Below are 14395 nucleotides of genomic sequence, written 5' to 3' on the forward strand. Positions count from 1 at the left end.
ATAAGTTTCCCACGATCCCAGACCCATGCAAATACTACCCTTGACAATTTCCCTTTTTCCTTAACTTGTCACCAATGGAGTCCGTAACAGCCGTAGGCGGTAGCAACTTCGGCGTTTGAGTCGCACAGCAAGGGAAAAGGCAGTTGATATTTAGCTGCAAACTTGGCGTGGGCCCCCGCCCCGTCTGTACTGACGCCGAGGACTGCTATATTGCGCGACTGGTAGTATGAGTAAATGTCGCGAAAGCCGCAAGCTTCTTTGGTACAGCCAGGGGTATTGTCCCTAGGGTAAAAATAAAGTACAACTCGCCGCCCTCGAAAATCTGCAAGGCTGACGATATTGCCTTGCGCGTCGGGCAGGCTGAAGACAGGAGCTACGTCACCGGGTTGTATAGTCATTGGTCGTATTTGTCAAGAGTTTATAGAAATCTTCTGGAAGATTGACAACATTGCGTCCCGATCAAACCCAGATTCCCAGCGACTTGAATCCCCGTGTTCTTTTTTCTGGGTCTTGTACCGGGTGTGCTATGATCGTCATCGGTCTAAAATTGAGTATAACTAGCCAACGTAAAAACTTAACTGGATTAGTTGAGTGCGTAGTCACACCTAACGGTGTTGCGGTTTAGGAAAGCTAAATTTGAAGAAAACCTAACTACATAAAGAGAACTGATCGAGTACGGTAGGGCATACCGGAATTAACGCTTGGGGAGAAGACACCTATATTTTGGCTGGAGAAATCCTGTCGCCAGTAAGTGACTTCGCTGAACCAAGAATCTCAGTCACCAAGAGTGCACAGAGTGTCAAACTTAAGAATCCCTGGGCGTGAAAGCCCGGGGACTGTCAATGTTTATTAGTGAGGTCAGAATGGCTAAGCGCCGCAATCTCAAGAAAGAGAAGGCACAACGAAATCAAGCATACGCTCGCAAGTTTCGCAAGCGGAGAAATCAAGATATGTTCTCCAACAAGAGAAGACGATTTGACGGCGGTAACGGCGGTGGCATGGGCGCCATGAGCGGTGGCGGCAGAGACAAAGACATGGCTGCTGCTGAAGATTAATTGAGTCAGGCTATCTGCCGAACTTAGAACCAGAGTGGAAAGCACGATCGTTCTAAGGAGAGATAGCCAGCCGGAATTTGTCGAATAATTCAACGATGTTTAGGCGATCCGATCGCGCGCAGCGATAAGTGATTTTCTCACTTGTTCAAACCCGGTACCCCCGTAACTATTGCGAGCCGCCACCACTTGCTGAGGTGCGATCGCGCTGTAAATGTCTGTCTCAAAAGCTGGGTGCAAGTCTTTCCACTCCTCAAGTGTCAAATCTTTGAGGAGTTTGCCCCCCGAAAGGCAAGTTTTGACGACTTTGCCGACAAGGTTGTAAGCTTCCCGGAAGGGAACGCCTTTGGCGGCCAAGTAGTCGGCTACGTCTGTAGCATTAGAAAAGTCTTCTGTAACGGCAGCGGCGAGGCGATCGCCATTAAAGGCGATGCCTTCCCGCAGCAAAATGGTCATTGCTTCCAAGCAACCTTGTACCGTTTTGACAGTATCAAACAAAGCCTCTTTATCTTCTTGCAAATCTTTGTTGTAGGCCAAAGGAAGTCCCTTCACTACTACCAACAAGGCTTGCAAGTTACCGAACACCCGCCCCGCTTTGCCTCGCACCAACTCCGGCACGTCGGGATTTTTTTTCTGGGGCATGATGCTAGAACCAGTAGCGCAGCTATCTTTGAGCGTAATAAATCCAAATTCGTGAGAAGACCACAAAATCATTTCTTCTGACAAGCGGCTCAGGTGTACCAGAATCAAGCTGGCGGCAGCGAGAAATTCGATCGCAAAATCTCGATCGCTCACTCCATCTAAGCTATTAGCATAAACCTTGTCAAATTGCAAGAGTTCTGCAGTATAATGTCGGTCGATCGGGAAAGTCGTCCCCGCCAACGCGCCACAACCCAAAGGCGAAACATTGACCCGCTTGCAGACATCGCCGAGACGTTCCCAATCGCGATCGGTCATTTCAAAATAAGCTAAAAGGTAATGAGCCAAACTGATCGGCTGAGCGCGCTGCAAATGAGTGTAACCGGGAATTAAAGTTTCCACGTTACGATCGGCAAGATCGAGCAAAACCCCTTGAAATTCCCGTAATTGCTCGCGAATTTCTGCGATGCGATCGCGCAAATACAAGCGAGTATCAGTGCCGGCTTGATCGTTGCGTGATCGGGCAGTGTGCAACTTTTTCCCAGCATCTCCCACGATATCCGTCAGCCGCTTCTCTACAGCGAAGTGAACGTCTTCTGCATCAACTCCGGGAACAAAAAGTCCTTGGCGGTATTCGCGGCGAATCTGTTCCAAACCATTAACTAACTGTTCGCCTTCTGCTGCGGAAATAATCCCGGTTTTGGCCAGCATTTTAGCGTGAGCGACAGAACCAGTCAAGTCATACTCAATCAATTCAATATCGAAGCCAATACTAGCATTGAATCGGGCGATCGCCGGGTGCAGCGCCGATTCAAATCTTTGACTCCAAGTTTTTTGTTGTGTTGTCATTGCTCAAGCTAAAACTAGATTGTATCTCTCTTGCAGAAGTCTATAAAAACCGATTTGTAGCAAAGACTAAAGTCCTTCCTCCGGTTTGTAGTCTGGACTTTAGTCATCCCTTCCCAATTCACCAAGAAAAAACTCACGTCCTGACTAACAACTTTTTATACATCTTTTTACCAGAAAAAACTGAAGTCTGGACTACAAAATTGTGAAACTTTTGCTGCATCCGAAAGAACTGAGGTTGGGGCGACAAACCTTTTAAATCTGTTACCGATACCTTCTTCGACAAGAATTTTAACGAAAAATCCCTTTAAAGAACCAGCCCACAAAAATACCTATAAAAAAAGCTCCTATTTGACCAGTCGAAACAAAATTGTTCCAAGCTTTCTGGAAATTCGTAAAAATTTCGTAACTTTGACCCAAAAGCACCGACGAACTCAAATGAGATTTCAAAACTACCATGTGAGCAGCATCGTGCCAATTAATCGAGTTGATTAATCCAGCAGTAATTTCCGGCATTAAATTAACTATCATGGTGATTTTCTCCTGCTAAAGGTGTTACCCTGAGTACAACCAGTGTCATGTCATCTTCGTTACGATTGCCGATGCCGATAAACTGGTGAACGCGATCGAACAAATAATCCAAAATTTCTTCAGACTGCTGATAATTTTGACAGGCCCACTGAAAAGCCGAGGTCAAGTTATCCTCATCAAACCGATCGCCCCTTTGATTAGAAGCATCGGTAAATCCGTCTGTGTAATAAATAATAGTATCTCCTGGCTGCAATTGAATGTGGGCTTCTTGGTAAAGCGAATCAGCATCCAGCCCAATTAACATTCCCTCCAAAGTATCAAGCTGAAGAATCGAATTAGTGGCAGCTTGCCACAGCAAAGGCGGGTGGTGAGCAGCATTGCTGTAAGACAAAACGCGAGTTTTCGGGTCATACTCCGAATAAAACAGAGTCACAAAACGGTGGGAATTTTCCAAATCCGCGTGCATAACCCGGTTTAAATGTTGCAAAATTCTCGACGGCGAGTGGCGGTTCAAAACCTCCGCCCGCAGCATACCCCGTGTCATCGTCATCAACAGGCCAGCCGGTACTCCTTTGCCCATCACGTCGCCGATCACAATGCTCCAGCGGCCCTTGTCGATTTTGGACTTGAGATTTTTAATTAGGGATGGGGGGTGTTCCCCCTCATCTTCCTTGCCGATCGGGTCATAGTCAGCGGGAATAAAATCATAATAATCTCCGCCGACTCTGCTCGCAGTTTGGCAGCGGGCGGCCACGTCAAGGCCCGGAATTTTCGGACAACTACGGGGTTGCAGCCGCAATTGAATTTCCGCCCCGATTTCTAACTCTCTGTCTAAGCGGTCTTTTTCCGCCAACTTAACAGTAAGTTCGTCTTTGCAAATAGCCACAGCGGTTTGATCCGCCACCAACCGAACTAATTTCTGTCTGCTGGGAGTCCAGAGATATTGCGGATCACTGCTAAAAACATACAGCCGTCCGCGTTCCAAATTGTTGACTAAAATTGGCGCCCCAAACAAATGAACATCCGGGCCCAAATAACGACCGACTTGCAAGTCTAGACTAGAAGTTTGCCCAGAGGTTTCCGAAAACGATGCAGCAGTAGCACCCACACCTGCTGTAGCTTGTCTGGTGGCTATTTCCAGCGCTTTTCGCATATCTTGGCACTGCCGTCCTTCCTGACAATGCAACTGCTGGAACCTGACTTGACCGTTGGGTTTGAAAAGCACTAAAGCTCCCCCGTCGGCGTCCGTAACGCGAGTCGCCACCAAAGGCACCAACTCCAAAAATTGGTTGAGATTGTTAAAACTTCGCAGGGCAAATCCCAGCGAGCCCAACATATCTTGAACGTTGTGCTGATATCGGTGCAAACGCGCCACCAGTTCTTTGAGGGCAAATACTGGCGTCGCGTCGGTGGAATTGCGACCCGAAGGGCGGTCAGCAGGTTGAGGTGAGGGGCGAGGCAAAGGCACAGCAGTCATTGTAAATGTGTGATTTTCGATCTTAGACGGAGTAATGATTGAGGACTTACGGGCCACTTGAACAGAAACCCGTTTTTTTTTCGAGCAAGTAGTTTAGTTTGATCGAGTAAGTTGGGCACTAGGACATGAGTATAAACTTAAGTCTAAAATTCTTAAGAAATCTGGTTTATAGCTGAGTCTAGATACCCCTAAATCCACGCCGCTTGCTTTATTTGGGTGGCCCCAAGACCGCAGCGGCTTCCCTTAAGCAGGGGGACTTTAACCATTTGCTGTCGCCCTTCTTAAGGGTAGGGCCAGGCAGGGCTGTTTCGGGGCAACTACGGGGGGATTGCCCCTACGGAAAACCAAGGTTTTGTAGGGCGGTGCCCCTGTGTCCGCCCAGCCTATAAACGAGTCGGGGTTTCAGATATCGGGGCAGCCACGGGGGGCAGCCACTACAAGAGAATGAAACAGCCCTGGAGGGCTAGGGGTATCGGGAAGATTGTGCAATCAGACAGCAGACTGATACTCAATTTGAGCTTAATTTGACACGCTACTGGCACTTTGAATCCAAACCAGCAAGAACAGGGGAAAGTATTGTTTCTAGGTATTTAGTTTTCACTCGCCGCCCGTGGTGGCGCAAGTCCTGCGATGGTAGTTTGAGGTTAAGGATTTGAGATTTTGAACCTCTGTACCCGCCTCCAACAATCGGGACGACCACAGATACCTGATCAATCTAAAATCTAAAATCTAAAATCTAAAATCGAGTAGGGCTTCCACAAATTCGTAACTAGAAAACGGGCGCAAGTCTTCGATGCTTTCCCCGACTCCAATAAAGCGGATGGGCAGACCAAGCTGCTGCACTACTGCTAGGGCAACACCACCTTTAGCAGAACCGTCGAGTTTTGTCAATACTACTCCACTTAATTTTGCCGATTCTGCGAACACTTCTGCCTGTCGCAAACCATTTTGACCCAGTGTGGCATCCAAGACCAGTAGAGATTCTACGGTAGCGCCTGGGGCTTTCTTGTCTACAATGCGACGGATTTTACTTAATTCGTCCATCAGATTTTTTTTGTTTTGCAGGCGGCCTGCGGTGTCTACGATCAGCAGTTCTGTGCCGCGGGCGCTGGCGGCGGCGATCGCATCAAACACGACAGCAGCCGGATCGGTATTTTTCCCTGGGTTGGCAATAATTTCGACCCCACTGCGGGAACCCCAAACTTTCACCTGTTCGACGGCGGCGGCGCGGAAAGTGTCGGCGGCAGCAATCAGGGTTTTGTAGCCGGATTTTTGAGCAATATGGGCAAGTTTGCCGATCGTCGTAGTTTTGCCCGCACCGTTGACTCCTACGACTAACCAGATGTTAAAAGTGTCTTTTTCCGGGGCAAATGTCAGGCTGTAGGCGGGATTACCGGCGGCGGTTTCGGCACAGGGAGCGTCCAGAATGTCGCGCAGGATGGTTTTCAGGTAGGCGAGAGCCTGTTCTGGGGGCAGCACTTCTTGTGTGAGTCTTTCTTGGAGGCGACTGATAATGATGTCGGTGGCTGCGACTCCGACATCGGCTTGCAGGAGCAAAGTCTCAATTTCGGCTACTGCGTCTTGATTGAGCGGCCCTTGACCGACGATCGCTTTTAGTCGATTAATTAAGCTGCGACGAGTTCTTTCTAAGCCTTTCCGCAGTTTTTGCAGCCAAGTGATTTCTTCGACAGATACTTGGTCTGGTCGGCGGCCTTGACTGGCTAAGATTTCTGAAGACCACAGGAAGCCTTCGTCAAAGGCGAAACCGGGAATTTCTTCGATAATTGCGGCTCTCTCGGCGGCGGCTGCAATTACGTCTGGTTCTTCAATGGCAGTTTCTTTGAGGCGTTCGATGCGCTCCATGCGATCGGCCTGAGCTCTGGCCCAAAAGGGCAAGGCTTCGGCTGCTTCGCCGTCGGATGCGAGTGATTCGGTTTCTACAACCTCGGTTGCAGGTTCGGCAATTTCTATATTTTCTGCTGTAACTTCTAATTGTTGAGCTATCGGTGCAATGTCGATCGCCCCGGCTGTGGGTTGCAGGGTTTCTGCAATTTCTGCAGGCGTTGCTGCATCGAGTTCCGAAACCTCGGTTGCTTCAACTGTTGCTGGTGCTGCAACTTCTGGAACTTCTGCAACAGTTGGTGCTGTGGGTGCTGGTTCAAGTTCGATCGTCTCCGTTGCTTCAATAATCGCCGGTTCTGCAACTTCTGCAACTGTCGCGATTTCTGCTTCGGCTGCTGGAACATCGGGCGCTGCTGTCTCGGAAACTTCTGTTTCGGGTTTTTGCTGTTTTTGAATATTTTTGTAAGCAGCTTTTGCCCAATTAAGATAATCTTCGGCTACAGCAGGAGAAGCTTGCTCTGTTGTATCTGTTTGAGGCTCAACCGGTGCGGATTTTGCCGACTCATCTTGCGGCTGTTCGGGTGTTGCCTCTGTTTCAGAAGATTTGTTTTCGCTGTACTGGCGACGAAACCAATTAAATACCATAGGAAATTGGGAATATAGTTATTAGTCCTTAGTTTAGAGCGGATTGCGGATTGCGGATTGCGGATTGCTAATGACTCTGGGTACGGTTCGCGCCCCGGCCTGCACCCTCCGGGTAAGGTGTCCACCAAGCACCCGGAGGACTGATGACTAAGGACTAGGGACTAACAACTTCTGCATTGATTTTATCGACTACTCGGCGAAGGACTCCGTTGATGAAGCGATGTCCTTCGTCGCCGCTGTAGCGTTTTGCCAGTTGGACGGCTTCGTTGACGCTGACTTGTTCGGGTAAGCCGAGATATAGCATTTCGGCGATCGCGATTCTCATGATATCTCGATCGATCCGGGGCAACCGTTCTATTTGCCAGTCTACAAGGGATTCCGAGAGCAATTCATCAATTTGAACACGGTTGGCGCTGACTTTCGTCAGAATTTGCAAAGCATAGGTGCGGACATCTTGCTGGTTGGCTAGCTGGATTAGTTCTGGAAACTCCATTGCTGAACCGAGACGGTTGATTGCGGTTTGGGTGAGTTCGACTGCTTCCCGTACCATTGTTCTAGCACTTTGTATATCGGAGGCGCGGATTTCGCTGGCAAGCAGTTTGTCGCTACTCCGCTGCACTTCGGATGCTGCTGCTTCTAGGGATTCTTGAACTTCTGCTGTCAGGGTACGGATGGCGGCGAGGAGAACATCTTGCAGTTTCTTGGCTTCTAAGATTTCTGGATTCGTCGGCAGTTGGCTGATGCCGAGGAGGGCGAGTTCGCGTGCTGTTTCGCGGGCTTTTTTCATAGTTTTTAGATAGGAATTGAGAATTTAGGAATTTGGGAATTTTTGAGATTGCTAGGCGCTGGTTCAGAGCATAGACTTGGACTTTAGCAGAAAAACTCGCAAAAAACCCGCCCTGAGTCACGATTGTTTCTGGGTAGGTTTTGGAGAGATATTATCTGTTATGGGGAAAGTAAAGTTTAGAGTTTCAAACCCGCTAAACCGCGAGCATCTGAGTTTTGCTTTTACAGGAGTGCGAGCGGGACGCCCGCTATATATATATGTAGCGGGCGTCCCGCTCGCACTCCTAAAAAACGCTTTTTACTCTCATTGAGATGCTCTCTAAACCTGACTCTACAGATTGATGTCTTCGTTTAGTCTTCTTCGACTGGAACAGCCTGGTATCTTGATTCGGATACCAAGGGTTCGAGTGTTTTGCCCTTAATATTTTCGGGGGTTACTGCAATTGAGTTGTTGGGGTTCACGATGCCGCCGGAGATGATGACTTTAAAGGCATCTTCGATCGACATAGACAAATTGACTAAATCTGCCTCCGGGACTATAGCGTACCATCCGGTGGTGGGGTTGGGAGTGGTGGGGATGAAAATGCCGATCGGGGTTTCACCGGAAAGGTGAGGCGGGATGTCGTTACTCTCGATCGTACCCGTCACAAATGCTAAAGTCCAGATTCCCCGCCGGGGATATTCCACTAACACCACGCGGCGAAATTTGTCGTTTGAGTTGAGGAGGGTTCCCAGCAGTTGTTTGAGGGTTTTGTAAACCGAACCCGCTAGGGGAATTGCCTGCAACACCCGTTCGCCAAAGTCTAGCAGCCACTTGCCGAAAATGTTGCGGGCCATTAAACCGATGACTAAAATGCTCAGCAGGGGTACAGCCAGCCCTACTAAAAGATTTAGCAGATTCACCAAAATCGGGTGGAGTCCGTCAAAAGGGTTGATCTGCTTGGGAATTTTGGTGAGAAAATTGATCACCCAACTGGCGACGGTAATTGTCAGCCAGATGGTGGTAGCTAAGGGTATCACTACCAATAGTCCTGCGATCAGGTCGTTTTTTAAGTCTTGTTTGATGCGTTGGAGCACGGCGGGTCAAATCTCCTCGTAACTGGTTGCCAATAACCTGAATAAACCTGAGACTAAAGCAACTGCACGGGCTTTACTGGATGTCACCATAGACAATCGTCTTCAATTCTGCTAAACCCTACCCTTTCTGAGGGGGAAGAGTTAGGGATCGCCGGTGCTGTACCTTTATTTTAAAGAATTATTGCAAGTTGGCGCTTAGTTTTAATATATGCGGGCTGTGCACCAGCTCACCGTATTGTATATTTTAAGACATTTTGGGTCGGTTCAATCAATAAGCCGATCGGTCAGAGACAGCCGGGGAGTCGCAGTGTAGCGAGTCCAGATCAAATTTTCTGTGATTTGCATAGGAAATTAATTGGTCGATCGAGCTTTCTCAGATTTTCGGCTGGGTGGCACTTCGTTGTACCGAATTCAGGGGAACCTCTGCAGGTTGACTACAGAGTCTCTGCCAAAATATATCTTTGGATAGATGCAGTATAACTATATCTTAGTATGAAAGCGGTGATTTTTGATGGGCGACAGCGATAAACAAAACAACAGTTACCTACCATGCAACTGTTGCATGGTAGGCAAATCCGGCAAAAAGTAAAGCATACAGACCAGCAACTTTGACTTTTTTGACAGGATTGATCGATATTCAGGAAATAAGGGCATAATTCAACCGAATTCGAGCTTGAGAGGAGCGGCAAAGCAATATAGAATTAACTTGGGCATCACTACAAAAAAATAATCTGCCAAACGAGGTAGCAGTAGTTAGTAGCAAGCGAGATAAATTACTACATAGCTAGTTGTTTCTAGCCAGAAGCGCAAAACTATTTGTTTAACAGGGTATAGCTAAACTGCTACATAGAAGCAAGACTCCAGCGATGCCGATTTCTTGGAAGCCGACGAAAGTTAAGGAAAAACAAGCGTACTAGCCGCTCAAGTCAGAGCGGGGATTTACCCCGCTGCAAGCAGCAATAGACTTGATTAGAAGCTAGGATTGAGATATGAATGCTCAACTCATGAAACCAATTGATTTTTACATTTTTTTATGCCATTAAAAACGCAAGACTTTTGTGGGCTTCACTTAAAGCCGCAGCCAGATCAAATTTTGTATCAGATAATTAATATTTAAGTAAAAGGAATTTTTGTGAAAACGCTCAGTATCCTCTTAGTAGAAGACAGTCCCCTAGATGCCGAACTGATTGAGGCATATCTAATAGATGGCGGGCTCCAATTTTCTCTGGTGTGTGTGGAAAATCGAGAAGACTTTGCCACGGCGCTGGAAAAACAACGTTTTGACATTATTTTGGCAGATTATATGCTGCCTTGTTTTAACGGTATAGCTGCGCTGGAAATTGCCCACACTACTTGTCCGGGAGTGCCGTTTATTTTTGTTTCGGCTACTTTGGGTGAGGAAGTAGCGATAGAAACTTTGAAAAGCGGCGCTACTGATTATGTTCTCAAACGCCGTTTGATACGGCTGGTGCCGTCGATTGAGCGGGCCCTGCGGGAAGTTCAAGAACGGAACGAGCGCAAGCAAGCCGAAGCACAGCAGCAGGAGAGCGAAGCTCGATTTCGGATCATGGCGGATACCGCGCCGGTAATGATTTGGATGTCGGACACTGACCAACTTGGCGATTACTTTAACAAAGTTTGGCTGGAGTTTACCGGTAGAACTTTAGCGCAAGAAATGGGCACGGGTTGGATGGAAAACTTGCACCCTGATGACTTGCCAGAATGTCTGGATATTTACCAAAAAGCCTTCCACGCTGGCAGCGAGTACCGGCTCGAATGCCGGCTGAGACGCTATGACGGTGAATACCGCTGGGTTTTGGGTACAGGCGTACCCCGGTACAGACCCGATCGCACTTTTGCAGGTTACATCGGTTCTTACATCGATATTAGCGATCGAAAACAGGCAGAACAAGAACGCGCTGCCGCTTTGTCCCGCGAACAAGCAGCGAGGTTGCAAGCAGAAGAAACAGCTAAAGCGCTGCAATCGGCAAACGATAAAATTACTAACATTCTCGAAAGCATTACTGATGCTTTTATCGCTGTTGATTTAAATTGGAACTATACCTATCTCAACCACCAAGCTATTGAGCTGTTAGGCAGACCACAAGCAGAACTGATTGGTAAAAAAATGTGGGATATATTTCCCTGGGCTGTGGATTTACAGTTTTATAAAATGGCGACCAAAGCATTAGCAGAAAAGGTAACGATCGAGTATGAAGAATTCGTACCGTTATGGAATAAGTGGTTGAAGATGCGTTTTTATCCTTCTGATTCTGGTTTGTCGGGTTACATCCAAGACGTTACCGATCGCAAGCAAACAGAAGCTGCACTCCAGGCTAGCGAAGAAAAGCTGAGAATGTTAGCCGAAGCTAACTTGATAGGAATTATCTTCGGGGATGTTGACGGCGGTATCATCGAGGCCAATGATGAATTTTTGCGGATAGTTGGTTACACGCGGGAACAGTTGCAGCGCGGTGAATTAAACTCGATTGACATCACGCCGCCGGAGTACCAGTCTCTCGACAAGAAGGGGATGGCAGAGGCACAAGCAACGGGGGCTTGCACTCCCTACGAAAAGGAATTCTGGAGGAGAGACGGTAGCCGGATTCCGGTGTTGATCGGATATGTTTTGCTGGCGCAAAAGCGGCAAGAATCTGTGGGTTTTATTCTCGATTTAACGGTTGGCAAGCAGTTGGAAAGAGAACTGCAAGATCGAGCCGAGGAATTGGCGCGGGCGAACCGGATTAAAGACGAGTTTCTAGGAACTTTGTCCCACGAATTGCGGACGCCGCTGAATGCGATGCTGGGATGGGCACAACTGCTGCGAAACCGCAAGTTTGACGAAAAAACGACTGTTCGGGCTCTGGAAACGATCGACCGCAATACACGAGCGCTGGCAACTCTGATCGAGGATTTACTGGACGTGTCACAGATTATTACCGGGAAACTGTCGCTGAATTTGCGTTGGGTGGATGTGATTTCGACTGTTGAGGCTGCGATCGATACTCTCGCGCCCGCGATTGCGGCCAAAAATATTGAAATTGTGACGGATTTCGACCCAACGGCAGGACGGATTTTTGCCGATTCCGGTCGCTTGCAGCAGGTAGCGTGGAATTTGCTGTCGAATGCGATTAAGTTTACTCCAGATGGCGGGCAGGTGAGGGTGGCGGTGCGAAAGATGGAGAGGACTTTGGCCCGTGAGGAATCCGCTTGCTGTAAAAATTTGTCGCCCGCTAGTGTCGAAATTGAGGTTAGTGACACGGGACAAGGGATTTCAGAAGAGTTTTTGCCGCACGTTTTCGAGCGGTTCAGCCAAGCTGACAGCTCTACAAGGCGCTCGTACAACGGATTGGGTTTGGGTTTGGCCCTAGTGCGGCATTTTGTGGAAATGCACGGGGGGACGGTGCAAGCCGAATCGGCCGGGAAGGGAAAAGGGTCGAGGTTTTTAGTGAGATTGCCAATTCAACAGCTTCATTGCGACGCTGGATTGTCTGTTGCTGGACTTGTGGAGTTAGCGATTCCTCAAAGCAGGGCGCGAGCCCCTGTAAAGGACTCTTTTGTCAGCAGCAATCTTTCTGGAGTGCGAGTCTTGGTGGTCGATATCGACGCGGATTCCCTGGATTTTGCGTGTACAGTGCTCGAAGATTGCGGGGCCCAGGTGGAGACTGCTAACTCTGGAATGGCTGCCATGGAGGTGATTGAAAGGCTGAATCCGGATGTGTTGGCGATCGATATCGGGATACAGGCCCTTGACGGAGAGGCTCTGCTGCGGCAAGTGCGATCGCGGATGGTGGACAGGGAAATTCCGGCGTTGGCGTTCACGGCGGTTGGTAGGGTAGAGGAACGGATACGGGCACTGCAGCAAGGTTTTCAAATTTACGTGCCCAAGCCGATCGAGCCTGCTGAGTTGGTGGCGGTGGTGGCAAGTTTGGCGGCGCGCTCAAAGATTTTAGATTTTAGATTTTAGATTGACTCCGCGATGACGGATGTCGTAACTACACATCATTTTTCTTGCATTCGAGCGATCGGAAAATTCGGCAGAACAACGTTTTTCTTAGTAGGAATCAGAACTCTATCTAACTTGTCAAGCCCCAACAGTTATAAATTTAATTAGCCTCAAAGTTGGTAATTTTTGATACTGATAGCAGTTTCTAAAACGAATGCAACTGTAGAAAAGTTCCCAACCCTGATCATCATCAGTAGTCCGACTTCTAAAATCTAAAATCTAAAATCTAAAATCTAAAATCTAAAACTGTATGAGTTGCAGGGACGATCGTCCTTAACTGTATCTCCTCAAATATCAAGTTCAGTAAATACGTGCTTCAATTGAAAAATGCCATGTCGGGGTCAATGCTTCTCGCACTCCTCTATTTCGCGCCCTACAAGGATTTTGTGTCGCTCTTGGATTTTTCTGGGCCCTGGTTTCAACTATCGACTAGATACCAGTTGCACCCGACCGGCATCCATTTCATCCATTAATAACTCTAAAGCCTCATAATCAATATCGGAGATGTAGCCCAAACGGGTGAGCTCGTAGTTGATTTCGTTTTCAATGTCAGGCGTTAACTGCTTAATGTAGAGGGCTTTTTCTACAAGATTACGAATAGCATAGGTTGCTTGCATAGTAGCTCAGAGAACTCCGTACAATTTAATTATTATCTGAACAGCCGATCGCGCGCGTGATCTAAATCAGAACTAACAAGTGATTTCAATTACATTATTCACTTTTATCTAACAGCCAGGGGACAGTCGATCGCATTTTTTAGAATTCTCAAGACTAAACCTGCCCGCATAAATAAAAAATAGTATAGTAGCTTACGTTTCCTTCGCAAATCTTGCACAAAATTTTATAAAAAAGAGTCAATAAATAAAGATTCAGTAAAATTACTGAAAACAACTGGTCGATTTCGCTCAGAGCAAGTTAGGCTCAGAGTAATCAAGTAGGTTTAGGCTTACATCTGTCCAGCACAGTAGTTGAAAGTACGTAGCAACCATAGGTTTGACATATGCAGACACTTCTTGCCCATAAACCAATTACGGTGATTCGACCCCTAGACCACCTGAATGCAGCCACCTGCGGAGAATTCGGACGGCAACTCATGACAGCAATTGCAGCCCCCGGGGTTGTAGCGGTACTCGTAGATTTGGGCGCAGTAAAATTTATTGACAGTGCCGGTTTGATGGCATTGGTTTCGGGCCTGAAGCAGGCGAAAAAAATGGGGCGCAGGTTTAGTCTTTGCTCAGTATCCCCCGGGATTAAGATGATTCTGGAACTCAGCCAACTCGATCGAGTTTTTGAGATATTTGAAAATGTCGATAGCTTTGAAGCCGAAAACTCCTGCGTAAAACAACACTGATAGAGCCTCCTGGGCGACGAGAACAGGCAAAAAAACACAGCAAATTCGGTTAAATGCCCGAAAAGACAGACTACTGTCGTTGGCGTGTTGGCAGATTTTAAGGTAGGCTGCTTAAGAGTCGCAAATATTTAGCGAGTCGAGCC

Annotated in this window: 11 protein-coding genes; 3 read left to right on the plus strand and 8 right to left on the minus strand. The window is 47.8% G+C overall.

The genetic code is table 11. The features are described 5' to 3' along the window. Positions 1-68: 68 nt before the first annotated feature. Positions 69-398 (minus strand): peroxiredoxin, encoded by a 330-nt coding sequence (locus QUA03_RS01725; RefSeq protein WP_333209159.1) that lies wholly within the window; start codon positions 396-398, stop codon positions 69-71. Between the two features lie 465 nt (positions 399-863). Here QUA03_RS01725 and QUA03_RS01730 point away from each other — a divergent pair, with 465 nt between their 5' ends. Beyond that, complete coding sequence (locus tag QUA03_RS01730) at positions 864-1055, plus strand: hypothetical protein (protein WP_190738786.1); 192 nt, start codon at positions 864-866, stop codon at positions 1053-1055. Between the two features lie 99 nt (positions 1056-1154). Here the strand turns inward: QUA03_RS01730 and argH are convergent, their stop codons facing one another. From argH to QUA03_RS01760, 6 genes are all read right to left on the minus strand, one after another. Further along, on the minus strand, positions 1155-2540 hold the full coding sequence (argH, locus tag QUA03_RS01735; RefSeq protein ID WP_333209161.1) for an argininosuccinate lyase: 1386 nt from the start codon (positions 2538-2540) through the stop codon (positions 1155-1157). Between the two features lie 288 nt (positions 2541-2828). Next, positions 2829-3068 (minus strand): hypothetical protein, encoded by a 240-nt coding sequence (locus tag QUA03_RS01740; RefSeq protein WP_333209162.1) that lies wholly within the window; start codon positions 3066-3068, stop codon positions 2829-2831. Then, positions 3058-4545: a PP2C family protein-serine/threonine phosphatase gene (locus QUA03_RS01745; protein ID WP_333082720.1), complete on the minus strand. Its 1488-nt coding sequence runs from the start codon at positions 4543-4545 to the stop codon at positions 3058-3060. The genes QUA03_RS01740 and QUA03_RS01745 overlap by 11 nt, the downstream gene beginning before the upstream one ends. 729 nt (positions 4546-5274) lie before the next feature. Beyond that, complete coding sequence (ftsY, locus tag QUA03_RS01750) at positions 5275-7032, minus strand: signal recognition particle-docking protein FtsY (RefSeq protein ID WP_333209164.1); 1758 nt, start codon at positions 7030-7032, stop codon at positions 5275-5277. Between the two features lie 154 nt (positions 7033-7186). Then, positions 7187-7819 (minus strand): transcription antitermination factor NusB, encoded by a 633-nt coding sequence (gene nusB, locus QUA03_RS01755; RefSeq protein WP_333209166.1) that lies wholly within the window; start codon positions 7817-7819, stop codon positions 7187-7189. Positions 7820-8169: 350 nt separating this feature from the next. Beyond that, a complete protein-coding gene (locus QUA03_RS01760; RefSeq protein ID WP_333209167.1) occupies positions 8170-8895 on the minus strand; it encodes a DUF502 domain-containing protein in 726 nt (241 codons plus the stop codon). A 1132-nt stretch (positions 8896-10027) separates the two neighbouring features. Here QUA03_RS01760 and QUA03_RS01765 point away from each other — a divergent pair. After that, complete coding sequence (locus tag QUA03_RS01765; protein WP_333209169.1) at positions 10028-12862, plus strand: PAS domain S-box protein; 2835 nt, start codon at positions 10028-10030, stop codon at positions 12860-12862. A 461-nt stretch (positions 12863-13323) separates the two neighbouring features. On the opposite strand, the gene QUA03_RS01770 is transcribed toward QUA03_RS01765, so the two are convergent. Then, complete coding sequence (locus QUA03_RS01770) at positions 13324-13518, minus strand: hypothetical protein (RefSeq protein ID WP_333209171.1); 195 nt, start codon at positions 13516-13518, stop codon at positions 13324-13326. Between the two features lie 383 nt (positions 13519-13901). On the opposite strand from QUA03_RS01770, the gene QUA03_RS01775 reads away from it, so the two are divergent. Continuing rightward, positions 13902-14252, plus strand: coding sequence for an STAS domain-containing protein (locus QUA03_RS01775; protein WP_333209172.1), 351 nt, complete (start codon positions 13902-13904; stop codon positions 14250-14252). Positions 14253-14395 lie beyond the last annotated feature (143 nt).

It is taken from the genome of Microcoleus sp. S36b_A4 (assembly GCF_036700645.1).
Classification (GTDB): domain Bacteria; phylum Cyanobacteriota; class Cyanobacteriia; order Cyanobacteriales; family Microcoleaceae; genus Microcoleus.